Below are 20,897 nucleotides of genomic sequence, written 5' to 3' on the forward strand. Positions count from 1 at the left end.
CGGTCAGACGCTTGAATCGTCAGGCCGCAATCGCGAGGAACTCGGGTTCGCCCACCAGCACTTGCAGATCCAATTCTTGCCAGTGCAAGCCCTGGGCATCCACCAACGATCGATTGAAATAAGCGGGCGCACCATCCGGTTTGGGCCCGAACCCGCTGAACATCGCCGCGCTGCGCAAGCCCAGCAGGCGATCGATCCAGAGAACGGCGTTCACACCCAGTGCGGTGTGCAGGCTGACCAGACGCGATTCCGAGGTGATGCGGTCGCCTTGCACCCCGTCCATAACGCCTGAAGAGATGGGGGCAGCGGAGCCCACCAGCGCAGCCAGGTCGATCACGCCGTGCAGACCACCCCTGAGGCTGGCCACACCCACGAACCAAGGCTTGGTGTACGGGACGCGCTGCACCGAAGACCAGGGGAAAATTTCACCCGACTGCACCAGCGGCAACAAGTACCGGTTGCCATGGGATTCCACCGCCAACCAAGCCGCTGTCACGGCTTCCGTTTTGGCGACACTCAGTCGCTGGGCCAAACGTTCCTGCAGATCCCTCAGTGATTGTCGTTTGGCCATGCTGGGTGGAATTCAGTTCAAGCTAGGTTCAGGACAATGCCCGGATTTTGGACAGCAACTCTTCGCCATTCACTGGCTTGGTCACATAGTCGCGTGCACCTTGGCGCATTCCCCAAACCCGATCCGTCTCCAGATTCTTGCTGGTGCACATCACGATCGGAATGTTGGAAAACTGCGGATCGCGGGTGATGGCACGCGTCAACTGAAATCCATTTTGACCGGGCATCACAACGTCCATCAGGATCAGGTCGGGCTTTTCCTCGCCTAGGCGACGGAAGGCCTCGTCCGCATTCTCAGCGGTCCGCACGCTGTAGCCGTTTTTACTCAGCAGATCGGACAACACCATGAGTTCGGTTTTTGAATCGTCGACAACGAGGATTTTGTGGATGGCCATCATGCAGCTCCGGCTAGGTTGGCACCGAACTGCTGCACGGCATGCAGCAATTGGTCTTTGGTGAAGGGTTTGGTGAGGTAGTCCTGCGATCCGACCATGCGTCCGCGCGCTTTGTCGAAGACGCCGTCCTTGGAGGAGAGCATCACCACAGGGATGTTGGCGAACCGGGCATTGCGCTTGATGATGGCGCAGGTCTGGTAGCCGTCCAGGCGCGGCATCAGGATGTCGCAAAAGACGAGGTCTGGCTGGTAGTCGTTGATCTTGGCCAGCGCATCAAACCCGTCGTCGGCCAACAGGACCTCATGCCCACCCTGCTTGAGGAAGATCTCGGCGCTGCGCCGAATGGTGTTGCTGTCGTCAACGACGAGGACTTTCAGGGGGGGTGTTGTGCTCACGGTTCACAGGCTCCAGAGGATGGATCGGAAAGTGGGACGCAAGTGACTTGTGGGCCAGTGCCGTGACCGGCCTCAGCGTGAGCAGGATCTCAGATTTGCACCATCTCGAAATCCTCTTTCCGGGCTCCGCATTCGGGACAGGTCCAGTTCATCGGGACCTGCGCCCAAGGAGTTCCAGCCGGAACGCCGTGCTCGGGAGCACCCTGCGCTTCGTCGTAAATCCAGCCACAAATCAGGCACATCCAAGTCTTGGTTTCGGTCATGGTTATAGGGGGCCTTGTCATAGAATGCAAGCATTGTATCGAGCGAGGTACAGCCCTTCGGGAGCCGTTTTCGGCCTTCTGTCCAATGCCTTGTTTGACGCGTCAGGATGATTCTGCGGGCATCTTCCACACGAATCCGGTCCCACTCTCAACCCATGCCCGATACACCCGAAAAAACAACACCCGCTGCGCTCGCACAACCGGGCGAGGCCGCTTTGCCGTGCGTGATGGTGTTCAACGCCAACGACCCCAGCGGTGCCGGCGGCCTGAGCGCCGACATCACTGCCATGTCGAGTGCTTCCGTCCATGTGCTCGCGGTCGTCACCGGCGCCTACGTGCGCGACACGTCGGACATTCACGATCACTTTGCCTTTGATGAAGAGGCCGTGGCCGACCAGGCGCGCTGTGCACTGGAGGACATGCCGGTGCAGGCCTTCAAGGTCGGCTTTGTGGGCAACCCCGAGAACCTCAGCGTGGTGGCCGAGATCACCGCCGACTACTCGGATGTGCCAGTCATCGCCTACATGCCCGACTTGTCGTGGTGGGACGAGCTCGCGATCGAGACCTATCTCGATGCGAGTGCCGAACTCCTGCTGCCGCAGACCACCGTGCTCGTGGGCAACCACAGCACGCTGTGCCGCTGGCTGCTGCCCGAGTGGGAAGGGGACCGTCCGCCGAGCCCGCGCGACGTGGCCCGGGCCGCCGCCGTGCACGGTGTGCCTTACACGCTCGTCACAGGTTTCAACGCGGCCGATCAGTACCTGGAGAGCCACCTCGCTTCGCCCGAAGCGGTGCTGGCCACGGCTCGCTACGAACGCTTCGAGGCCACCTTCACCGGTGCGGGCGACACGCTGTCGGCAGCCCTGTGTGCGTTGATCGCGGGCGGCAGCGATCTCCAGGCGGCATGCGCCGAGGCACTCACGTATCTCGACCAATGCCTCGATGCGGGCTTTCAACCTGGTATGGGCCACGCGGTTCCCGACCGGCTATTCTGGGCTCACGAAGACGACGAAGAAGGCGAAGACGCGGCGGAGGTGCAGGCTTCCGACAGCACGCTCGACGCCGACGATTTCCCGCTGGACACCACCCGCCACTGACTCTCCCACGCGCAACGCTGCGCGTGTTTCCTCACCAACGCAGCTTTTCCATGACCACTGTCGACCGCAACCAGCAACTGTTTGACCGCGCCAAGGTTCTGATTCCCGGCGGCGTGAATTCACCGGTGCGCGCCTTCCGCGCGGTGGGTGGTACGCCCCGCTTTGTGCAGCGCGCACAGGGTGCGTACTTCTGGGACGCGAACGGCAAGCGCTACATCGACTACATCGGCTCCTGGGGCCCGATGATCCTGGGCCATGGCCATCCCGCCGTGGTGGAAGCGGTGCAAAAGGCTGTGCTCGAGGGTTTCTCGTACGGCGCACCCACTGAGCGCGAAGTGGAGCTGGCCGAAGAGATCATCAAGCTCGTGCCGAGCATCGACATGGTGCGTCTCGTGAGCTCGGGCACCGAAGCCGGCATGAGCGCCATCCGGCTGGCGCGCGGCGCGACCGGGCGCAAGAAGATCATCAAGTTCGAGGGCTGCTACCACGGCCACGCCGATGCGCTGCTGGTCAAGGCCGGCTCGGGTCTGGCGACCTTCGGCAACCCCACCAGCGCGGGTGTGCCACCCGAAGTGGTGCAGCACACCATCGTGCTGGAGTACAACAACGTCGAGCAACTCGAAGCGGCTTTCGTTGAACACGGTCCCGAAGTGGCCTGCCTGATGATCGAGCCCATCGCGGGCAACATGAACTTCGTGCGCGCCAGCGTGCCTTTCATGAAGCGCTGCCGCGAGCTGTGCACCCAGCACGGCGCGTTGCTGGCCTTCGACGAGGTGATGACGGGTTTCCGTGTGGCGCTGGGCGGCGCACAAAGCGTCTACGCGAAGCTCATCCCCGGCTTTGAGCCCGACATGACGGTGATGGGCAAGGTCATCGGTGGCGGCATGCCGCTGGCCGCCTTCGGCGCCAAGCGCGCGGTCATGGAACAACTCGCCCCGCTGGGCGGCGTGTACCAGGCGGGCACCTTGTCGGGTAACCCGGTGGCCACGGCCTGTGGTCTGGCCACGCTGCGCGAGATCCAGAGGCCGGGTTTCTTCGAGAACCTCTCGGCCACCACACGTTCGCTGGTGGACGGCCTGACCGCCGCTGCGCACGCCGAAGGCGTGACGATGTGTGGCGACAGCCAGGGCGGCATGTTCGGCTTCTTCCTGTTTGACGAGTTGCCGCAGAACTACGCCAAGGTGATGACCACCGACGGCCCCACCTTCAACCAACTCTTCCATGGCTTGCTGGACCGCGGCGTGTACATCGCACCGGCTTTGTACGAGGCTGGCTTCGTGAGTGCGGCTCACACGGCGCAGGACATCGCGGACACGGTGGCGGCGGCGCGCGAGGTGTTCAAACTGCTGCCACGCTGAAGCGTTGCGAAGCCCAACGGAAAAGGCCGCTGTTTTCACAGCGGCCTTTTTCATGGGGCGGGGACGTTCAGTGCCGGAAATGGCGAACGCCGGTGGTGACCATCACCACGCCGCGCTCATCCGCCGCGTCGATCACTTCCTGATCGCGCATCGAGCCTCCGGGCTGGATCACGCAGCTCGCGCCGGCGTCCACCACCACATCGAGGCCGTCGCGGAACGGGAAGAAGGCGTCGCTGGCGACCGCCGTGCCCTGCAGCGAGAGCTTGGCGTGGCCCGCCTTGATGCTGGCGATGCGGGCCGAGTCGAGCCGGCTCATCTGCCCTGCGCCCACGCCCATGGTCATGCCGTCCTTGCAGAACACGATGGCGTTGGACTTGACGAACTTGGCCACCGTCCAGGCGAACATGAGGTCGTCGAGCTGCTGTCCGGTGGGTTGCAGCTTGGTCACCACCTTGAGGTCGGCACGGGTGAGCACGTGGTTGTCGGCCGACTGCATGAGCAGACCCGAGCCGACGCGTTTGATGTCGGTGAGGTTCAGGCCTTTGTCCCACGCCGTGGGGCCACCGGGCGGCAGCGCGATTTCGAGCACGCGCACATTGGCCTTGGCCTTGAACACCTCCATGGCTTCGGGCGTGTAACCGGGTGCCATGAGCACTTCAACGAACTGCTTGCTGATGGCCAACGCGCCAGCGCCGTCGAGCACGCGGTTGAGCGCGATGATGCCGCCGAAGGCGCTGGTGGGATCGGTCTGGAAGGCCTTGCTGTAGGCCTCCGAGGCATCCTTGCCCACGGCCACGCCGCAGGGGTTGGCGTGTTTGACGATCACGCACGCGGGCACGTCGAAGCTCTTCACACATTCCCACGCAGCGTCGGCGTCAGCGATGTTGTTGTAGCTGAGTTCCTTGCCCTGCAACTGCTTGGCCGTCACCAGCGAGCCAGGCGCGGGGTGCAGGTCGCGGTAGAAGGCGGCGGTCTGGTGCGGGTTCTCGCCGTAGCGCAGGTCCTGCAGTTTCACGAAGCGGCCGTTGGCCTGCGCCGGGTATTCGCTGCGCGCGGGCACGGTGGCCGCGGCGTCGAACGTGATGCTGGAGAGGTAGTCGCTGATGGCGCCGTCATAGTTGCTGATGCGGTTGAACGCAGCGACCGACAGGGCAAAGCGCGTGGCATCGCTCACCTTGCCGCTGGCCTTGAGTTCATCGATCACGCCGGCGTACTGCGATGCGTCGGTCAGCACCGCCACGTCTTTCCAGTTTTTCGCCGCGCTGCGCACCATGGCCGGCCCGCCGATGTCGATGTTCTCGATGGCGTCATCCAGCGTGCAGCCGGGCTTGGCCACGGTGGCTTCAAACGGGTAAAGGTTGACGATCAGCAGGTCGATGGTCTCGATGCCGTGGGTCTTGAGTGCGGCCATGTGCTCGGCCACATCGCGCCGGGCCAACAGGCCGCCGTGCACCTTGGGGTGCAGCGTCTTCACGCGGCCGTCCAGCATCTCGGGGAAGGCGGTGACTTCGGCCACCTCGGTCACGGGCAGGCCCTGGTCGGCCAGCAGTTTGGCGGTGCCGCCAGTGGAGATGAGGGACACGCCGAGGCTGTGCAGTGCCTGGGCGAGTTCGACGATGCCGGTCTTGTCGGAAACGGAGATGAGTGCGCGCATGAACAGGGTCTTGGTGGTTTTTTGAAAGGGGGCGGGCTCAGTCGATGAGCTTGTGTTCGAGCAACTTTTTGCGCAGGGTGTTGCGGTTCAGGCCCAACCACAGCGCGGCGCGCGACTGGTTGTGCTGCGCCTGCTCCATCACCACTTCGAGCAGCGGTTTTTCGACCGCCTTGACCAGCATGTCGTGCAGGTTGGCCGGGTCGGTGCCGTTGAGATCGTGGAAGAAATCTTCCATGCTGGCACGCACACAGTCGTGCAGGTTGTTCTTGTTCATGCGGCCAGTTTCCAGTCGTCTCTCGGGGTTGTTGTTGTGTCGCTGGACCACGCGTCCAGGCTCTCGCTCACGCAGCGCAGCTGCTCGTCCACTGTGGTGGTGGTGTTCACGCGGGCGCGAAACACGGCTGCGGCGCCAGCCGGCAACGGCAGCGACTGCGCGTACCAGCCCAGGTGCTTGCGCGCGCTGCGCACGCCGGTGAACTCGCCGTAGAGGTCGTAGTGGTCGTGCAGGTGGTCGAGCAGCCAGACGCGCACCTCGGCCAGGTCGGGCGGTGGCAGGTGCTCACCCGTGGCGAGAAAGTGCGCGATCTCCCGAAAGATCCACGGCCGACCTTGCGCGGCGCGGCCGATCATGATGGCGTCGGCGCCCGTGCGGCGCAGCACCTCGCGCGCCTGCTCGGGGCTGTTGATGTCGCCGTTGGCCACCACCGGGATGCGCACGCGGCTCTTGATGTGGGCCACGGTGTCGTGCTCGGCCTGGCCCTTGTAACCCTGCTCGCGCGTGCGGCCGTGCACGGTAAGCATTTGCACGCCGGCGGACTCGGCAGCCAGCGCGAGTGTGGGCGCGTTGCGCACGCTCGCGCACCAGCCGGTGCGCATCTTGAGCGTCACGGGCACACCCTGCGGTTCGCACGCGGCCACCACGGCCTGCACGATTTCAATGGCCAATGCCTCGTCCTGCATGAGGGCAGAGCCGGCCCATTTGTTGCAGACCTTCTTGGCCGGGCAACCCATGTTGATGTCGATGATCTGCGCGCCGCGGTCGATGTTGTAGCGCGCGGCGTCGGCCATCATCTGCGCGTCGGTGCCGGCGATCTGCACCGCGATGGGTGCGGCTTCACCTTCGTGGTTGGCGCGGCGCGAGGTCTTCAGGCTGTCCTGCAGATCGGGGCGCGAGGTCACCATCTCGCTGACTGCATAACCCGCACCCAACCGTTTGCAAAGCTTGCGAAACGGCCGGTCCGTCACCCCCGCCATGGGTGCGACAAACAGGGCATTGGGCAGGGTGAAGGCCCCGAGTTGCATGGCGGTGGGAGAATGCGGGTGGTTGGATGAGGCCTCCGCAGGTCCGGCCAATGCTGGGTGCGAAGGAGGGCGATTCTACCTGCCTGTTTTTTCAGCAGGCGATATCCGAACCCTTGCTTTCGCATTTCACACAACACCACGCGCAACGCCACACACAACGCCGACCGACGGCGTTTTTTTCTGCTGCCCATGCCCGACTGGTTCAACCACCTGATGCAACTCCTGGCCCTGCCCGAATTCGGGCTGAGCACTGTGTTCGTGGTGGCCTTCGTCTCGGCCACGCTGTTGCCCATGGGCTCGGAGCCCGCAGTGTTCGGCCTCATCAAACTCAACCCCGAATTGTTCTGGCCAGCCATCCTGGTGGCCACCGCCGGCAACACGCTGGGCGGCGCGGTGAGCTGGGCCATGGGCCTTGGAGCACACAAGGCGGTGGACAAGGCACGCGGGCACCATGTCGATGTGCGCGCGCTGGCCTGGCTCGAGCGGTTCGGACCCAAAGCCTGCCTGCTGAGCTGGCTTCCGGTGGTGGGCGACCCGCTGTGCGCGGTGGCCGGCTGGCTCAAGTTTCCGTTCTGGCCCTGCGTGCTCTACATGGCCATCGGCAAGTTCGCGCGCTACCTCACCATGACGGCGGCGCTGCTCTGGTTCTTTCCCGGCGCCTACCAAGGATGAGCACCAGCACTTCGGCCCTGCCACGCGCCCTCTGGGCCTTGATGGTCGGCAACTTTGTGATCGGCACCGGCGTGATGGTGGTGCCGGGCACCCTCAACGACATCAGCCAGTCGCTGGGCGTGTCGATCCCGCAGGCGGGTCAGCTCATCACGGCAGCGGCCATCCTCATGGGCCTGGGCGCGCCGGCCTTTGCCAGCCTGGTGGCCGGCTGGGACCGCCGCCGCCTGCTCACCATCTCGCTGCTCTGGTACGGCCTGCTCACCGCCGCCTGCGCTCTCGCCCCGAGCTACGCCAGCCTGCTGCCGCTGCGCGTGCTGGCCGTCATTTCGCCCGCCGTCTTCACACCGCAGGCCGCGGCCTGCGTGGGCCTGCTGGTGCGGCCCGATCAGCGCGGACGCGCCATCACCTTCGTGTTCCTCGGTTGGTCGGTGGCCTCGGTCATGGGCATGCCGCTGTCGGCCTGGATTGGTGGCACGCTGGGCTGGCGCTGGGCGTTTGGCCTGGTGGCGCTGATGTCGCTGGCCAGCGCGGCCTGGGTCTGGCGCGAGATGCCGGACGGCATCAAACCCGCCGCCCTGTCGCGCCAGGCCTGGCAGGCCACACTGGGTTCAGCGCCGCTCATGCTGGCCGTGGGCGTGACGCTGCTCTCTGCCTTCGGGCAGTTCACGCTGTTCTCGTACTTTGCGCCCTACTTCTTCCAGACCCTGGGTCTGGGCGGCGGCGCGCTGTCGCTCATGTTCCTGTGGTTCGGCGCCTTTGGTCTGGCGGGCAACGTGGGCATGTCGCGCTGGATCGACCGCATCGGGTCGGCGCGCGCTGTGCTCATCTCGCTCGGTCTGATCGTGCTGAGCCTGCTGCTGTGGCCACTGGGCCAGGGCGGCGTGTGGCAGCAGGCTCTGGTGCTGGTGCCATGGGCGCTGGGCTGCTTTGCGGTGAACTCGGCGCAGCAGGCGCGGCTGGTGCACATCTCACCGGCCCTGGCACCCGCCACGGTGGCGCTCAACACCTCGGCCATGTACGGCGGTCAGGCCATGGGTGCGGCGCTGGGCGGGTTGATGATTGCGCAGGGCCGCATGCTCAGCCTCAATCAAGTGGGTCTGGCCGTGCTGGTCTTGGCCATGGCCCTGAGCGTGTGGGCCGCGCGGGCGCAGTCGGGCTCGCTGTCTCAGAAGCGTTCGTAGGGCAGCAGGTAACGCCACTCGCCCACCGGCAGACCAGCCAGCGAAATGCGGCCCAGCCGCAGGCGGCGCAAGGCAGTGAGTTGCAAACCGGCGCGCTCACACAGGTGCGCCACCTGACCCGGCCGGTTGCCCTTGATGGCTAGGCGCAGGCGCAGTTCGCTCTGCCAGCTGGCGCGCGCCGAGGGCACGGCCCAGCCATCAAAGAACAGCGCCTTGCCCAAGGATTTGAGCACCGCGTCACGCCGGGCTTCGTCTTCCAGCTCGGGATCGGCCGCCACCTCGGCCAGCCACTCGTGTTCCAGCTGACCCGCGTCGTCGGTCATCTTGCGCGCCACGCTCGGGTTTTGCGTGAACACCATCAGGCCACTGGCCTTGGTGCCCAGCGGTGACACTGGCAGCAGCTTGTGCAGGTGCGCCTTGAGCGGGCGCACGCCGGAGCGGTCGCCCTTGAAGCGGTTGCTGTTGGTGAACCACTTGGCCGCGAGTGCGTCGGGCAGCAGTGGTTCGTCGGGGAGCACGCGGTTGGCCGGCTTGTGCCAGATCAGCGTCATTGACTCCAGCGGCTCCAGCCTGGCCTTGGGGTCCAGCAGCACGGTCTGGTGGTCGCTCACCCGCTCCATGGGCTCTTCCACCACCACACCGTCCACCCGCACCCAGCCGCCGGCGATGTAGTTTTCGGCGTCGCTGCGCGAGCACGGCAGTTGTGCGGCCAGGCGTTTGGCCAGGCGCTGGGGTTCGGGCTGGCCAGTCTGGGTCATGGTGGCGTTCAGCTGCTGAACAGGAAGTTCATCACGTCGCCGTCCTTGACGACGTACTCCTTGCCTTCGGCGCGCATCTTGCCGGCGTCCTTGGCGCCTTGTTCGCCCTTGAAGTTGATGAAGTCGTCAAACGCGATGGTCTGGGCACGGATGTAGCCCTTCTCGAAATCGGTGTGGATCACGCCGGCGGCCTGCGGGCCGGTGTCGCCCACGTGGATGGTCCAGGCGCGCACTTCTTTCACACCGGCGGTGAAGTAGGTCTGCAGACCGAGCAACTGATAAGCCGCGCGGATCAGGCGGTTCAAGCCGGGCTCGTCCTGACCCAATTCCTTGAGGAATTCGAGCCGGTCGGCATCGTCCATCTCGGAGAGTTCGGCCTCGATCTTGGCGCAGATGGCGACCACGGGCGCGTTCTGTTTCGCGGCGAATTCGCGCAGGCGGTCGAGGAACGGGTTGTTCTCGAAGCCGTCTTCGGCCACGTTGGCCACGAACATGGCGGGCTTCGCCGTGATCAGGAAAAACTGCTTGAGCTGCGCCTGCTCTTCCTTGCTGAAGTCGATGGTGCGCACCGGCTGGGTGTTGTTGAGTGCGGCCTGGCACTTCTCCAGAATCGCCACCTGCTTGATGGATTCCTTGTCGCCGGAGCGCGCGGTCTTGCTCACGCGGTGCAGGGCCTTCTCCACGGCGGCGAGGTCGGCCAGACAGAGTTCGGTGAGGATGACCTCGATGTCGGCGATGGGATCGACCTTGTTGGCCACGTGGATCACGTTGTCGTCTTCAAAACAGCGCACCACGTTGACGATGGCATCGGTCTCGCGGATGTGCGCCAGAAACTTGTTGCCCAGGCCTTCACCGGTGCTCGCGCCCGCCACCAGGCCGGCAATGTCCACAAACTCCACGATCGCCGGCACCACACGCTCGGGTTCAACGATGGCGGCCAGTTGCGCCAGCCGTGGATCGGGCACTTCCACCACGCCGGTGTTGGGCTCGATGGTGCAGAAGGGGTAGTTCTCGGCCGCGATGCCGGCTTTGGTCAGCGCGTTGAAAAGGGTGGACTTGCCCACGTTGGGCAGGCCCACGATGCCGCATTGGAGGCTCATGGAAAACTTTCGGATCGGTCGGGGGAACCCGCGATTTTACGGGCGGGGGTTGCTGTTGTCAGAAACGCCAATCGGCGTTGACGGTCTGGCCCACGCGCAGCACCTGCCCGTCGCCCTCGATCACGATGGCATTCATGCCGAAGGTGACGGCGCCGTTCAGGCGTGGGTCTTGCCGGTAGGTCTGCAGCGTGTCGCCCACCGCCGGGCTGGGCACAGCGGTGGTCGGGTCGACGTTGGGAATGGGGCAGCGGCCGCAGGGCTTCACGGGTTCGATCACCGCCGTGCCGTCGCCGGTGATGATGTTCATGGCACCCACGCGGTCTTCGTCGTGCGACTCCACGGCGCCCAGCACGATGTTGGGCCGGAAACGGCGCATGTCCACGGGCGCGTGGCCGGCGGCCACCAGGCGAGCGTTGAGGTCGGCCAGCGAGGCGTTGCTGGTCACCAGCAGGCCAAAACCGTCGGCGAACTGGGTGGTGGCCTCCACCCCGCCGGTCCAGGCCGGGTCGCAGGGGCGTTTCACATCGGGATCGAACCGCGCCAGCCGCAACTTTTTCAGATGCGAAGGTGCGTCCGGACCGAGAAAGTCGCTGAACCACTGCGCCGCCACATCACCCATGTCGCAGGCGTCCACCGCGTCGGCCCACACCCGCACCTTGAGCGGGCCTTCGGCCACGTCCAGCCCCAGGTGCAACGACAGCATGCCCGGTGCGCGCAGCATCAGCTGACCCATCTTGAACGAGGGCTGGATCAGCGCCATGCGCGGCAGCTCGCGCTGGCTGACAAATTCACCCTCGCTGTCCACCACCATCCACGCGCGGTCGTAGAGCAGGCCGGTGTCGGTCAGCTCGCATTCGCGCAACGAAATGCCGGCGCAGGACTTGACCGGGTAGACCCAGAGTTCTTCGATGGTGGCCTGCACGTCGGCGGCGGGGGTGGCAGGGGTGTTGGCTGGATTCATGGCGGGGGGCAGCAGGTTCGGGGGTGGAAAGCCGGGGCGGCCCGCAGGGGTTTGGCCCGTGGAAGGGCCGGATTGTGCCCTGCTCCTAAAATCCCTCCATGAATGCAACACCCCCGCGAACCGGTACCCCCCGGCGTTTTGATGTCGCCGTGCAGGGCGCGGGTGTGGTGGGCCAGACACTGGCCCTCCTGCTGGCGCGCGACCGCCTGCGGGTGGCACTGGTCAGCCAACCGCGCGAAACCATCACCCCCGACGTTCGCGCCTATGCACTCAACAGCGCCTCGCGCGAGGTGCTGCGCTCGGTGCGGGCCTGGCCCGAAACCGACGACAGCGGCCCGCAACCGGGCGCCATCACCCCGGTGAACGCGATGCAGGTCTGGGGCGACGACGGCGGCGAGCTCAACTTCTCGGCCAGCGACCAGAGCAGCGACGCCCTCACCTGGATCGTGGATGTGCCCGCACTGGAACAACGCCTGAGCGATGCCGTGGGCTTCCAGGGCAGCATCGAGCGCCTGACCGAAACCCCGGCCGCTGCCCTCACCGTGGTCTGCGAGGGCAAGCGCAGCCAGACCCGCGAGCAACTCGGCCTGGCGTTTGACGTGCGCCCCTACGACCACAAGGCGGTGGCGGCGCGGCTGCGCTGCGAACTGCCCCATGGCGGTGTGGCGCGCCAGTGGTTCGCGCACGGAGAGGTGATGGCCCTGCTGCCGCTGGGTGGCGCGCAGGGGAACTCTGTGGCCCTGGTGTGGTCTGTTCCTGCAGCGCAGGCCGACGCCTGGCTGCAGTCCGACCCCTCCACCCTGGCCCAGGCGGTGCAGGCGCGCAGCGCCAACACCCTGGGCACCCTGCACATGGACAGCCCCGCCCAAGCCTGGCCCCTCGAACTCTCGCGCGCACAGCGCTGGATCGCCCGCACCGCCACCGGCGGCGTGGCGCTGGCCGGCGACGCGGCGCACGCCATGCACCCGCTGGCGGGTCAGGGCCTCAATGTGGGCCTGGCCGATGTGGCCGAACTCGCCCGCGTGCTGCATGCGCGCGAGTACTGGCGCGATCTGGGTGACCTCAAACTCCTGCGCCGTTATGAGCGCGCCCGCGCTGCCGAGGTGGGTGCCATGGGCTGGGTCACCGACAGTTTGTTTGGCCTGTTTTCCCACGAGGACAGCCGCGTGCAGGCGTTGCGCAACTGGGGCCTGAGCAGTTTCAACCGCAGCGGCCCGCTCAAACGCTGGCTGGCGCGCCAGGCCATGGGCCAGCCGGCCTGAACTCCCTTTCCCCCCCCGATCGCCACAGAGCGCCCCCACAATGAAATGTTTCAAGTCCTTGTTGCTGCTGGCGCTGACCGCCTTGTCCCTGGGCGCGCTGGCGCAGGAAGCCGCCATCCGCAAGAACCTCGCCGAGCGCCTGCCCAAGCTGCCGGCCATTGACGAAGTCAGCAAGACGCCGATGCCAGGCGTCTTTGAAGTCCGCATCAACGGCAGCGACATCTTCTACACCGACGCCGAAGGCAACTACCTGATCCAGGGCACGCTGATCGACACCCGGGCGCGCGTCAATCTGACCGAACAACGCCTGGAGAAGCTCACCGCTCTGGCTTTCAAGGACCTGCCGCTGAAAGACGCCTTCACCCTGGTGCGTGGCAACGGCAAACGCAAGATGGCGGTGTTTGAAGACCCGAACTGCGGCTACTGCAAAAAGCTGCACCAGGAGTTTGCCGATCTCGACAACGTGACGGTGCACGTGTTCCTCATCCCGGTGCTCGGGCCGGACTCGGCGGAAAAATCGCGCCGCATCTGGTGCGCCAAGGACAAGGCCAAGACCTACAGCGCCTGGATGGTCAACAACCAGCCGCCCGCCGCCGCCACCTGTGATACCGCCGCCATCGAGCGCAACAGTCGCCTGGCCAGCAAACACGGCATCAAGGGCACGCCCACCATGATCTTCACCAACGACACCCGGGTACCGGGCTTCATCACGGCCGACCGCATCGAGACCCTGCTCAACTGATGCAGCTGCGCATGCCTTTGTCCGATGTCCCCGGCGAGCCGCACGAGTACCCGCTCATCCACAACCTGGGCTACGCCGGCCTGATCCCGCTGGTGGGTCTGGCGCTGCTGGTGTGGCTGGTCACGCCCGACCTGCAGGCCTGGGTGGCCCTGGCGCTGGCGGCCTATGCCGCCCTCATCGCCTCCTTTCTCGGTGGCATCCACTGGGGCATCGGCTGGAGCCGGCTGGCGCAGGCGCCCGACGGTCAGGCGCATTTCATCTGGGGCGTGATGCCCTCGCTGCTGGCCTGGCCTGGCCTGGTGATGCCGCCCTATGCGGGCCTGGCCTGGCTGGGCGTGGTGTTGATCGTGTGTTACCTGGTCGATCGCAGGCTCTATGCCCAAGCCGGGCTCGGTGCCTGGCTCAAGTTGCGTTTTCGTCTCTCGGCCGTTGCGGCGCTGAGTTGTTTCATCGGTGCAGGAGCCCTCTGATGCCCAAACGTCCTGCAGCCCCCACCGGCGTGCGTTTCACTGTTTCGGTCCAGGATGCCAACGCGCACCTGTTTGCCGTCACGCTGGTGATCGAACAACCCGCGAAGAACCAACGCGTGAGCTTGCCGGTGTGGATCCCGGGCAGCTATCTGGTGCGCGAGTTTTCGCAGCACCTGCAAGACCTGCAAGCCTGGCAAGACGGCCGTCCCGTTGAGATGAAGCAGCTCGACAAGCACCAGTGGCAGGCCGACGCGGCGGCGGGCCACCCGCTGGAACTGCAATACGCCGTGTACGCGTTCGACGCTTCGGTGCGCACCGCCTTTCTGGACAGCACACGCGGGTTTTTCAACGCCACCAGCCTGTGCCTGCGCGTGACCGGCCAGGAAGACCAACCCCAATCTCTGGAGATCGTGGCGAGCCCCGCCACCCAGGGCTGGAACGTCGTCACAGGTCTGCCCGCGCACAGTGTGGACGCTGCGGGCTTTGGCCACTACCGCGCAGCCGACTACGACGAACTGGCCGACTGCCCGGTGGAAATGGGCCAGTTCTGGAACGGCCAGTTCACCGCTGGCGGCGTGGAACACCGCTTCGTGATCAGCGGCGCCGGGGCCTGGCTCGATGGCGAACGCCTGATCGACGACACGCGCCGCATCTGCGAAGCACAGATCGCCTTTTGGCATGGCGACGGTGCACCTCCGTTTTCCAACTACGTGTTCATGCTGCACGCCAGTGCCGACGGCTACGGCGGGCTGGAGCACCGCAATTCCACCGCGCTCATCTGCCAGCGCGCCGACCTGCCGCGCCTGCGCCCGTCCACCAGCGACAAACCCGCCGCGCTCAAGGCGACCGACGGCTACACCACGTTGCTGGGTCTCATCAGCCACGAGTACTTCCACACGTGGAACGTCAAACGCCTGCGTCCGGCCGAGTTCAAGCGCTACGACTACGCGGCTGAAAACTACACCGAGTTGCTCTGGTTCTTCGAAGGCTTCACCAGCTACTACGACGACCTGATGCTGCGCCGCGCCGGCCTGATCGACGACGCGACCTATCTGCAGCTGGTGGCCAAGACCATCAACCAGGTGCAGCAGACCCCGGGCCGCCATGTGCAGAGCGTGGCGCAGGCCAGTTTCGACGCGTGGGTGAAGTACTACCGCATGCACGAGAACACGCCGAACGCCACGGTGAGCTACTACACCAAGGGCTCACTCGTGGCCCTCTGCCTGGACCTCACCCTGCGCGCCGAGGGCCACACCACACTGGACGCGGTGATGCGCGAAGTCTGGACACGCTGCAAGGGCGGCCCCATGCGCGAAGCCGATCTGCTGCGCGCGCTCAAGCGCCTGGGCAAACGCAGCTTTGACGGTGAAGTCGCCGCCTGGGTGCACAGCACGGCCGACCTGCCCCTGATCGACCTGCTGCAAGGCCAGGGCACCAAGCAGACGCACGACAAGGCGCCGCTGGCCCAGCAGTTGGGCCTGCGCGTGGCCGAGTCCAGTGGCAGCGTGCAGATCAAGACCGTGCTGCGCGGTGGTGCGGCCGAGGCCGCCGGCATGGCCGCGGGCGACGAGTGGCTGGGCCTGGAATTGGCGCCGGTGAGGCGCGGTGGTGCGTCCGAGGCCTGGCGCATCCACAAGCTCGACGATGTGCAGATGCTGCGCGGCCAGCGCACGCGCGTCACCGCGCTGGTTTCGCGCGACAACCGCTTGCTGAAATGCCCGCTGGACTGGCCGACTGAAAGCCAGGCCGTGAAGCTGGGTGTGGCGGATGCGGCGCGCCTGGGCGCCTGGTTGTCCGACTGAGCGCGCCGCGCCTCAGACCTTGGGCAGGCGGCCTGCCAGTTCCTCGTCGAACTGCTGCACCACCGCAGAGCCCTTGAAGCTCTTGAGCCCGTCGCGGATGCGGGGCAGCGCGGCCTGCAGGTCGGCAGGCGTCTTGCAACCCTCTGCGCGGATGGCCAGCGTCTCGCCCATGGGACCGAGCTGGTCGTTGATGAAGCGCACAACCTGTCTGCGAGCTTCGCTGAACGGCAACGTGGGGGCGGGCACAGCCGCCGCCGGTTGAGCCAGTGGCGGCAGTTGCACGGGCTGAGACGCCTCGGGCTGAAACGGCGCTGCGGCGGGCACCGCCACCGGGGCCGGCGTGGAGGTCGCAGCCACCACTTTCGGCAAACCGTCGGCACCCACGATCTCGACCCAGCCCCCGGCCATCAGCTCGTTGAGCGATTGGGTGGCCTGCTCCAGCGAACCGCTGAGTTTTTCGAACTCGGCCAGGTTGCGTTTGCCATCCACCATGATCAGCAGCGAGCGCAGGCGCGGCCCGAGACCCGCCGGTCGGGAGGTGAGCGCTTCGCGCCCTGCCGCGGTCTTGCCAAACAATGTGTTTTTGTCCATGTCTTCCCCAACTGTGGGGGGTAATGTAGGGCAGCAAACACTTGCCCGGCTAGGGGTTTCCACTTCGGCGGGTGCGTTTTGCCACACCGGCGGCGTCCGCCAGTGGGCATTCGCAACACTCAAGCCGAGCGCGAGCGCAGATCCACCACGCGTTTGGCCTTGCCCTGGCTGCGCTCCACACCGCCTTCGGGCTTGAGCTCCACCGCCACGCTGCTGCCCACATACACCTTGACTTCGTGCTGCAGTTGCTTGGCCGCGGCACGCGCCTCGATGCTCTCGGGCGAGAGCCCGGCACGTGTTTCAACCACCACCGTGAGGTTGTCCATCGGGCCTTCGCGGGTCAACACACACTGGTAGTGCGCGCTGAGTTCGGGGCGCTTGAGGATCAGCTCTTCGATCTGCGTGGGGAACACGTTGACGCCGCGCACGATCATCATGTCGTCGCTGCGGCCGGTGATTTTTTCCATGCGGCGCATGGTGCGCGCCGTGCCAGGCAGCAGGCGCGTGAGGTCGCGCGTGCGGTAGCGGATGATGGGCAGCGCCTCCTTGGTCAGGCTGGTGAAAACCAGCTCGCCCATCTCGCCATCGGCCACGGGTTCACCGGTCTCGGGATCGATGATCTCGGGGTAGAAGTGGTCCTCCCAGATGGTCGGGCCGTCCTTGGTTTCCACACACTCGTTGGCCACACCCGGCCCCATCACTTCCGACAGGCCATAGATGTCCACCGCATCAATGGCCATGCGCGCCTCGATCGCCACGCGCATGTCGTTGGTCCAGGGCTCCGCGCCGAAGATGCCGATGCGCATGCTGCTCTCGCGCGGGTCGATGCCTTGGCGCTCGAACTCGTCGGCGATGGCCAGCATGTAGCTGGGCGTGACCATGATGATGTCGGGCCGAAAGTCCTGGATCAGCTGCACCTGACGCTCGGTCTGGCCGCCGCCGAAAGGCACCACGGTGAGACCCAGTTTTTCGGCACCGTAGTGTGCGCCCAGGCCGCCGGTGAACAGGCCATAGCCATAGCTCACATGCACCAGGTCGCCCGGGCGGGCACCGCTGGCGCGGATGCTGCGCGCCACCACCGTGGCCCAGGTGTCGATGTCTTTCAGCGTGTAACCCACCACCGTGGGCTTGCCGGTGGTCCCACTGCTGGCATGGATGCGGGCGCACTGCTCACGCGGCACGGCAAACATGCCGAAGGGGTAGCTGTCGCGCAGGTCCCTCTTGGTGGTGAAGGGAAACCTCGCGAGATCGGCGAGGCTGCGGCAGTCGTCCGGGTGCACGCCCGCCGCGTCGAACTTGGCGCGGTACACGGGCGAGTTGGCATACGCGTGGCGCAACGTGGCCTGCAAGCGCTTGAGCTGCAGGGCGCGCAGTTCGTCGATGCTGGCTTTCTCGATGGGCTCCAGGGGAAAGTGCTTCATGCGTCCTCCGGGAAGACAGTGCCCTGGATGGTGGCGCTCTTGCCGCGGAACATCGCGACCACCTCACCACGCTGGTTGGTCACCCGCATGTCGTAAATGCCGTGGCGGCCGCTGAGGGTTTGCTCCACGCCGTCGCAGGTGAGCACATCACCCTCGTGCGCAGGCCGCAAAAATTCGATGCTGCAGCCCGCGGCGACCGCGTTCTTGTTGTGGCTGTTACAGGCGAATGCAAAGGTGGAATCGGCCAGTGTGAAGATGAAACCGCCGTGGCAGATCTGATGTCCGTTGAGGTGCAGCGGTTTGACTTGCATGCGCATCACCGCAAGACCGGGCTCACAGCTCAGCAGCTCCATGCCCATGGTGTCCTTGCTCGCGGTATCGACCGCGAACATGGTTTGGCCTACCCGGGTCGCTCGTTCGTGTGGGCTCATCATTCCCCCTTGAACTGCGCCGGGCGTTTTTCGCGGAACGCCATCACGCCTTCGATGTAGTCGTGGGTTTTGCCCAGCGCCGACTGTGTGTCGCGCTCCACATCCAGCTGCTGGCTCAGGGTGCGTGTGGAGGCGTCGCGCAAGAGCGCACGTGTGGCCACCAGTGCGCGGGTCGGCATGGCGGCGAGTTTGCTGGCCATGGCCAGGGAGGCGCCCACGCAGTCATCGCTCACCTCCCAGATCATTCCCCACTCCTTCGCCTGGGTGGCCGGCAGCTTGTCGCCAGTCAGGGCCAGCGCCATGGCGCGCGCCAGGCCCAGTCGCTCCACCAGGAGCCAACTTCCACCCGCGTCGGGCACGAGGCCGATCTTGCTGAAGGCCTGGATGAAGCTTGCGCCGGTGGCGGCGATCGCAATGTCGCAGCACATGGCCAGCGACGCGCCCGCGCCCGCTGCCACGCCGTTGACCGCCGCAATGGTGGGCATGCGCAGGCCTTGCAGGCGCCGCGCGGTGGGGTTGAAGGCCTGCTCGATCACCGGGCCGGGGTCGGCGCGCTGCACCAGGTCGGGACCGGGCTCAAAATCGAACTCGGCCAGGTCGGCCCCGGCGCAGAAACCGCGCCCGGCGCCGGTGATCACCAGAGCGCGCACCACCGGGTTGGCTTCTGCACGGTCCAGCGCGGCCCACAGGTCGTGGTGCATCTGGCGCGTGAAGCTGTTGAGCGCATCGGGTCGGTTGAGCGTGACCAGGGCCACGGCCCCGCGCTCTTCATACAAGACGGTGGCTTCTGACATGGCGGTGGGTCTCCTCGGCTGGCGGTGGGTGTTCGGTGGATGGCTCGGCGGTGCAATTTACCATTCGCCAACCAATCGGTCGGTGAATGTTTTCCCTCGGTACCCCACCGCTATAGTGGACAGCTTTCCAGCCCCCACCGACACCCGAGGAGACCCCATGACCCCCACCACAGCGCCCGAATGCATCACCGTCCGTACCGAAGGCCGTGTCGGCATCGTCACTCTCAACCGCCCCAAACAACTCAACGCCCTGAACAACCAGCTGATGGACGAGCTAGGCGCCGCACTCAAGGCCTTCGATGCCGATGACGACATCGGCTGCATGATCCTGACCGGCAGCGAGAAGGCGTTTGCCGCCGGAGCCGACATCGGTGCCATGGCCAGCTACACCTTTGCCGACGTCTACAAGGGCGACTACATCACGCGCAACTGGGAAACCATCCGCAGCATCCGCAAGCCCGTGATCGGCGCGGTGAGCGGCTTCGCCCTCGGTGGTGGCTGCGAGCTGGCAATGATGTGCGACTTCATCATCGCCGCCGACAACGCAAAGTTCGGCCAGCCCGAGATCAAGCTGGGCATCATTCCTGGCGCCGGCGGCACGCAGCGCCTGCCGCGCGCGGTCGGCAAATCCAAGGCCATGGACATGGTGCTCACCGCCCGCATGATGGACGCCACCGAGGCCGAACGTGCGGGCCTGGTGAGCCGCGTGGTGCCGCTGGAGAAGTTGATGGACGAAGCCCTGGGCGCTGCGCTCATCATTTGCGGTTTCTCGCTGCCCAGCGTGATGGCGGCCAAGGAGTCGGTCAACCGCGCGTTCGAGGGCTCGTTGTCCGATGGCGTGATGTTCGAGCGCCGCATCTTCCACGCGCTGTTCGCCACCGCGGACCAGAAGGAAGGCATGGACGCGTTTGTGAACAAGCGCAAGGCCGAGTTCAAGCACCAGTAATGGCGCAGCGCGGCGGTGGGGAAGCACATGCTGTAACACGGCGAAACTTGCACAGGCGTATAACCATTGGCACACAGCAGTACACCGAAAGGCAACAAGTCGGGGCTGCGTGGGCATGCCATTGGCATGCATCTCTTTCACAACACAGGAAATCCCCATGACCACCCGCCGACTCTTTTTGATGATGGTGCCCGTGACTGGCGCCGCATTCGCCGCCGCTTGCTCCAAACAGGAAGAACCCGCTGCAGCCGCTCCGGCCCCAGCGCCCGCTCCTGCTCCGGCCGAACCTCCCGCCGCTGCCGCGCCCGCGCCAGCCGCCCCCGAGGCAGCGCCGGCAGCTGCCGGCCCGATGGTTGAAGCCACCGATCCCACCGCCGTTGCACTGGGCTACGTGGCTGTTGCGGCCAACGCCGACAAGGCGAAATACCCCAATTTTGTGGACGGCAGCAACTGCGCCAACTGCGCGCTGTACCAAGGCGCAGCTGGCTCTGAAGCCGGCCCTTGCCCATTGTTTGCAGGCAAGCAGGTGGCCGCAGCCGGCTGGTGCGCATCATGGGTCAAGAAGACAACCTGAGCGACCTGTTTGCGGCCCGGCAGCGTCCAGGCCGGGCTTTGATTTGAGCTACAATCCCGCCTCGTTGGTGATATAGCTCAGTTGGTTAGAGCGCAGCATTCATAATGCTGATGTCGGTGGTTCAAGTCCACCTATCACCACCAACATTCAAGAAGCGG

At 65.6% G+C, this 20,897-nt stretch carries 24 protein-coding genes and 1 tRNA gene; 11 read left to right on the forward strand and 14 right to left on the reverse strand.

The features are described 5' to 3' along the window. Positions 1 to 19 precede the first annotated feature (19 nt). The 4 genes from Q0C59_RS00165 to Q0C59_RS00180 form a co-directional block, all read right to left on the reverse strand. A complete protein-coding gene (locus Q0C59_RS00165; protein ID WP_291210137.1) occupies positions 20 to 571 on the reverse strand; it encodes a chemotaxis protein CheW in 552 nt (183 codons plus the stop codon). 28 nt (positions 572 to 599) lie between these two features. Then, positions 600 to 965, reverse strand: a complete 366-nt coding sequence (locus tag Q0C59_RS00170; RefSeq protein ID WP_291210345.1) for a PleD family two-component system response regulator — start codon at positions 963 to 965, stop codon at positions 600 to 602. Next, on the reverse strand, positions 965 to 1,360 hold the full coding sequence (locus tag Q0C59_RS00175) for a PleD family two-component system response regulator (protein ID WP_291210140.1): 396 nt from the start codon (positions 1,358 to 1,360) through the stop codon (positions 965 to 967). Before Q0C59_RS00175 ends, Q0C59_RS00170 begins: the two co-directional genes overlap by 1 nt. An 89-nt stretch (positions 1,361 to 1,449) precedes the next feature. Continuing rightward, entirely contained in the window at positions 1,450 to 1,623 is a 174-nt protein-coding gene (locus Q0C59_RS00180; RefSeq protein ID WP_069047877.1) for a rubredoxin, read from the reverse strand. Between the two features lie 155 nt (positions 1,624 to 1,778). Here Q0C59_RS00180 and Q0C59_RS00185 point away from each other — a divergent pair, with 155 nt between their 5' ends. Together Q0C59_RS00185 and hemL are read left to right on the forward strand one after the other, a co-directional pair. Next, on the forward strand, positions 1,779 to 2,720 hold the full coding sequence (locus Q0C59_RS00185) for a bifunctional hydroxymethylpyrimidine kinase/phosphomethylpyrimidine kinase (protein WP_291210143.1): 942 nt from the start codon (positions 1,779 to 1,781) through the stop codon (positions 2,718 to 2,720). Between the two features lie 50 nt (positions 2,721 to 2,770). Beyond that, entirely contained in the window at positions 2,771 to 4,078 is a 1,308-nt protein-coding gene (gene hemL / locus Q0C59_RS00190) for a glutamate-1-semialdehyde 2,1-aminomutase (RefSeq protein WP_291210146.1), read from the forward strand. A gap of 67 nt (positions 4,079 to 4,145) precedes the next feature. On the opposite strand, the gene purH is transcribed toward hemL, so the two are convergent. Genes purH through dusB form a run of 3 tightly spaced genes read right to left on the reverse strand, consistent with a single transcriptional unit; the run spans position 4,146 to position 7,034 of the window. Next, complete coding sequence (gene purH / locus Q0C59_RS00195) at positions 4,146 to 5,738, reverse strand: bifunctional phosphoribosylaminoimidazolecarboxamide formyltransferase/IMP cyclohydrolase (protein ID WP_291210348.1); 1,593 nt, start codon at positions 5,736 to 5,738, stop codon at positions 4,146 to 4,148. A 31-nt stretch (positions 5,739 to 5,769) separates the two neighbouring features. After that, positions 5,770 to 6,006: a helix-turn-helix domain-containing protein gene (locus Q0C59_RS00200; protein ID WP_291210148.1), complete on the reverse strand. Its 237-nt coding sequence runs from the start codon at positions 6,004 to 6,006 to the stop codon at positions 5,770 to 5,772. Next, positions 6,003 to 7,034, reverse strand: a complete 1,032-nt coding sequence (gene dusB, locus Q0C59_RS00205) for a tRNA dihydrouridine synthase DusB (protein ID WP_291210151.1) — start codon at positions 7,032 to 7,034, stop codon at positions 6,003 to 6,005. Before dusB ends, Q0C59_RS00200 begins: the two co-directional genes overlap by 4 nt. A gap of 189 nt (positions 7,035 to 7,223) precedes the next feature. On the opposite strand from dusB, the gene Q0C59_RS00210 reads away from it, so the two are divergent. Together Q0C59_RS00210 and Q0C59_RS00215 are read left to right on the forward strand one after the other, a co-directional pair. Then, positions 7,224 to 7,706: a YqaA family protein gene (locus Q0C59_RS00210; protein WP_291210154.1), complete on the forward strand. Its 483-nt coding sequence runs from the start codon at positions 7,224 to 7,226 to the stop codon at positions 7,704 to 7,706. Then, entirely contained in the window at positions 7,703 to 8,887 is a 1,185-nt protein-coding gene (locus tag Q0C59_RS00215; RefSeq protein ID WP_291210157.1) for an MFS transporter, read from the forward strand. The genes Q0C59_RS00210 and Q0C59_RS00215 overlap by 4 nt, the downstream gene beginning before the upstream one ends. Here Q0C59_RS00215 and Q0C59_RS00220 read toward each other — a convergent pair. Genes Q0C59_RS00220 through Q0C59_RS00230 form a run of 3 tightly spaced genes read right to left on the reverse strand, consistent with a single transcriptional unit; the run spans position 8,872 to position 11,706 of the window. Further along, entirely contained in the window at positions 8,872 to 9,645 is a 774-nt protein-coding gene (locus Q0C59_RS00220; protein WP_291210159.1) for an RNA pseudouridine synthase, read from the reverse strand. The genes Q0C59_RS00215 and Q0C59_RS00220 overlap by 16 nt on opposite strands. Positions 9,646 to 9,653: 8 nt before the next feature. After that, positions 9,654 to 10,745: a redox-regulated ATPase YchF gene (gene ychF, locus Q0C59_RS00225; RefSeq protein ID WP_291210162.1), complete on the reverse strand. Its 1,092-nt coding sequence runs from the start codon at positions 10,743 to 10,745 to the stop codon at positions 9,654 to 9,656. A 58-nt stretch (positions 10,746 to 10,803) separates the two neighbouring features. Continuing rightward, the gene (locus tag Q0C59_RS00230; RefSeq protein ID WP_291210165.1) at positions 10,804 to 11,706 is read right to left on the reverse strand and encodes an MOSC domain-containing protein; all 903 of its coding nucleotides are present in this window, start codon (positions 11,704 to 11,706) and stop codon (positions 10,804 to 10,806) included. A gap of 98 nt (positions 11,707 to 11,804) precedes the next feature. Between Q0C59_RS00230 and Q0C59_RS00235 the strand changes: the two genes are divergently transcribed. From Q0C59_RS00235 to Q0C59_RS00250, 4 genes are read left to right on the forward strand one after another with little or no spacing between them, the layout of a single operon-like run. Further along, complete coding sequence (locus Q0C59_RS00235) at positions 11,805 to 12,968, forward strand: FAD-dependent monooxygenase (protein ID WP_291210168.1); 1,164 nt, start codon at positions 11,805 to 11,807, stop codon at positions 12,966 to 12,968. Between the two features lie 40 nt (positions 12,969 to 13,008). Beyond that, positions 13,009 to 13,710 carry a DsbC family protein gene (locus Q0C59_RS00240; RefSeq protein WP_291210170.1) on the forward strand — a complete coding sequence of 234 codons (702 nt, stop codon included), beginning with the start codon at positions 13,009 to 13,011 and terminating at the stop codon, positions 13,708 to 13,710. An 11-nt stretch (positions 13,711 to 13,721) separates the two neighbouring features. Next, on the forward strand, positions 13,722 to 14,180 hold the full coding sequence (locus Q0C59_RS00245; RefSeq protein ID WP_291210173.1) for a DUF3429 domain-containing protein: 459 nt from the start codon (positions 13,722 to 13,724) through the stop codon (positions 14,178 to 14,180). After that, on the forward strand, positions 14,180 to 15,982 hold the full coding sequence (locus Q0C59_RS00250) for a M61 family metallopeptidase (protein WP_291210175.1): 1,803 nt from the start codon (positions 14,180 to 14,182) through the stop codon (positions 15,980 to 15,982). Before Q0C59_RS00245 ends, Q0C59_RS00250 begins: the two co-directional genes overlap by 1 nt. A gap of 12 nt (positions 15,983 to 15,994) precedes the next feature. On the opposite strand, the gene Q0C59_RS00255 is transcribed toward Q0C59_RS00250, so the two are convergent. The 4 genes from Q0C59_RS00255 to Q0C59_RS00270 form a co-directional block, all read right to left on the reverse strand. Then, entirely contained in the window at positions 15,995 to 16,573 is a 579-nt protein-coding gene (locus tag Q0C59_RS00255; protein ID WP_291210178.1) for a hypothetical protein, read from the reverse strand. Between the two features lie 119 nt (positions 16,574 to 16,692). After that, complete coding sequence (paaK, locus tag Q0C59_RS00260; RefSeq protein ID WP_291210179.1) at positions 16,693 to 17,994, reverse strand: phenylacetate--CoA ligase PaaK; 1,302 nt, start codon at positions 17,992 to 17,994, stop codon at positions 16,693 to 16,695. Next, on the reverse strand, positions 17,991 to 18,425 hold the full coding sequence (paaI, locus tag Q0C59_RS00265; protein WP_291210181.1) for a hydroxyphenylacetyl-CoA thioesterase PaaI: 435 nt from the start codon (positions 18,423 to 18,425) through the stop codon (positions 17,991 to 17,993). Before paaI ends, paaK begins: the two co-directional genes overlap by 4 nt. Then, positions 18,425 to 19,219: an enoyl-CoA hydratase-related protein gene (locus Q0C59_RS00270; RefSeq protein ID WP_291210183.1), complete on the reverse strand. Its 795-nt coding sequence runs from the start codon at positions 19,217 to 19,219 to the stop codon at positions 18,425 to 18,427. The genes paaI and Q0C59_RS00270 overlap by 1 nt, the downstream gene beginning before the upstream one ends. 157 nt (positions 19,220 to 19,376) lie before the next feature. Here Q0C59_RS00270 and Q0C59_RS00275 point away from each other — a divergent pair, with 157 nt between their 5' ends. The 3 genes from Q0C59_RS00275 (at position 19,377) to Q0C59_RS00285 (ending at position 20,882) form a co-directional block, all read left to right on the forward strand. Continuing rightward, entirely contained in the window at positions 19,377 to 20,165 is a 789-nt protein-coding gene (locus Q0C59_RS00275) for an enoyl-CoA hydratase (protein WP_291210186.1), read from the forward strand. Between the two features lie 157 nt (positions 20,166 to 20,322). Then, on the forward strand, positions 20,323 to 20,739 hold the full coding sequence (locus Q0C59_RS00280; RefSeq protein ID WP_291210188.1) for a high-potential iron-sulfur protein: 417 nt from the start codon (positions 20,323 to 20,325) through the stop codon (positions 20,737 to 20,739). Between the two features lie 66 nt (positions 20,740 to 20,805). Further along, a tRNA-Met gene (locus Q0C59_RS00285) sits at positions 20,806 to 20,882 on the forward strand. Positions 20,883 to 20,897 lie beyond the last annotated feature (15 nt).

Source organism: Hydrogenophaga sp. (assembly GCF_022844385.1).
In the GTDB taxonomy this organism is placed as follows: Bacteria; Pseudomonadota; Gammaproteobacteria; order Burkholderiales; family Burkholderiaceae_C; genus Hydrogenophaga.

What these genes read in the sequence shown, in the direction of transcription:
- Q0C59_RS00275 (WP_291210186.1), top strand. Translation starts at nt 19,377, where the DNA reads ATGACCCCCACCACAGCGCCCGAATGCATCACCGTCCGTACCGAAGGC.
- Q0C59_RS00255 (WP_291210178.1), bottom strand. Translation starts at nt 16,573, where the DNA reads ATGGACAAAAACACATTGTTTGGCAAGACCGCGGCAGGGCGCGAAGCG.
- Q0C59_RS00235 (WP_291210168.1), top strand. Translation starts at nt 11,805, where the DNA reads ATGAATGCAACACCCCCGCGAACCGGTACCCCCCGGCGTTTTGATGTC.
- Q0C59_RS00220 (WP_291210159.1), bottom strand. Translation starts at nt 9,645, where the DNA reads ATGACCCAGACTGGCCAGCCCGAACCCCAGCGCCTGGCCAAACGCCTG.
- dusB (WP_291210151.1), bottom strand. Translation starts at nt 7,034, where the DNA reads ATGCAACTCGGGGCCTTCACCCTGCCCAATGCCCTGTTTGTCGCACCC.
- Q0C59_RS00180 (WP_069047877.1), bottom strand. Translation starts at nt 1,623, where the DNA reads ATGACCGAAACCAAGACTTGGATGTGCCTGATTTGTGGCTGGATTTAC.
- Q0C59_RS00240 (WP_291210170.1), top strand. Translation starts at nt 13,009, where the DNA reads ATGAAATGTTTCAAGTCCTTGTTGCTGCTGGCGCTGACCGCCTTGTCC.
- Q0C59_RS00200 (WP_291210148.1), bottom strand. Translation starts at nt 6,006, where the DNA reads ATGAACAAGAACAACCTGCACGACTGTGTGCGTGCCAGCATGGAAGAT.
- Q0C59_RS00165 (WP_291210137.1), bottom strand. Translation starts at nt 571, where the DNA reads ATGGCCAAACGACAATCACTGAGGGATCTGCAGGAACGTTTGGCCCAG.
- hemL (WP_291210146.1), top strand. Translation starts at nt 2,771, where the DNA reads ATGACCACTGTCGACCGCAACCAGCAACTGTTTGACCGCGCCAAGGTT.
- Q0C59_RS00230 (WP_291210165.1), bottom strand. Translation starts at nt 11,706, where the DNA reads ATGAATCCAGCCAACACCCCTGCCACCCCCGCCGCCGACGTGCAGGCC.
- paaI (WP_291210181.1), bottom strand. Translation starts at nt 18,425, where the DNA reads ATGAGCCCACACGAACGAGCGACCCGGGTAGGCCAAACCATGTTCGCG.
- Q0C59_RS00185 (WP_291210143.1), top strand. Translation starts at nt 1,779, where the DNA reads ATGCCCGATACACCCGAAAAAACAACACCCGCTGCGCTCGCACAACCG.
- Q0C59_RS00210 (WP_291210154.1), top strand. Translation starts at nt 7,224, where the DNA reads ATGCCCGACTGGTTCAACCACCTGATGCAACTCCTGGCCCTGCCCGAA.
- Q0C59_RS00170 (WP_291210345.1), bottom strand. Translation starts at nt 965, where the DNA reads ATGGCCATCCACAAAATCCTCGTTGTCGACGATTCAAAAACCGAACTC.
- Q0C59_RS00270 (WP_291210183.1), bottom strand. Translation starts at nt 19,219, where the DNA reads ATGTCAGAAGCCACCGTCTTGTATGAAGAGCGCGGGGCCGTGGCCCTG.
- ychF (WP_291210162.1), bottom strand. Translation starts at nt 10,745, where the DNA reads ATGAGCCTCCAATGCGGCATCGTGGGCCTGCCCAACGTGGGCAAGTCC.
- Q0C59_RS00215 (WP_291210157.1), top strand. Translation starts at nt 7,703, where the DNA reads ATGAGCACCAGCACTTCGGCCCTGCCACGCGCCCTCTGGGCCTTGATG.
- Q0C59_RS00245 (WP_291210173.1), top strand. Translation starts at nt 13,722, where the DNA reads ATGCCTTTGTCCGATGTCCCCGGCGAGCCGCACGAGTACCCGCTCATC.
- Q0C59_RS00250 (WP_291210175.1), top strand. Translation starts at nt 14,180, where the DNA reads ATGCCCAAACGTCCTGCAGCCCCCACCGGCGTGCGTTTCACTGTTTCG.
- Q0C59_RS00280 (WP_291210188.1), top strand. Translation starts at nt 20,323, where the DNA reads ATGACCACCCGCCGACTCTTTTTGATGATGGTGCCCGTGACTGGCGCC.
- paaK (WP_291210179.1), bottom strand. Translation starts at nt 17,994, where the DNA reads ATGAAGCACTTTCCCCTGGAGCCCATCGAGAAAGCCAGCATCGACGAA.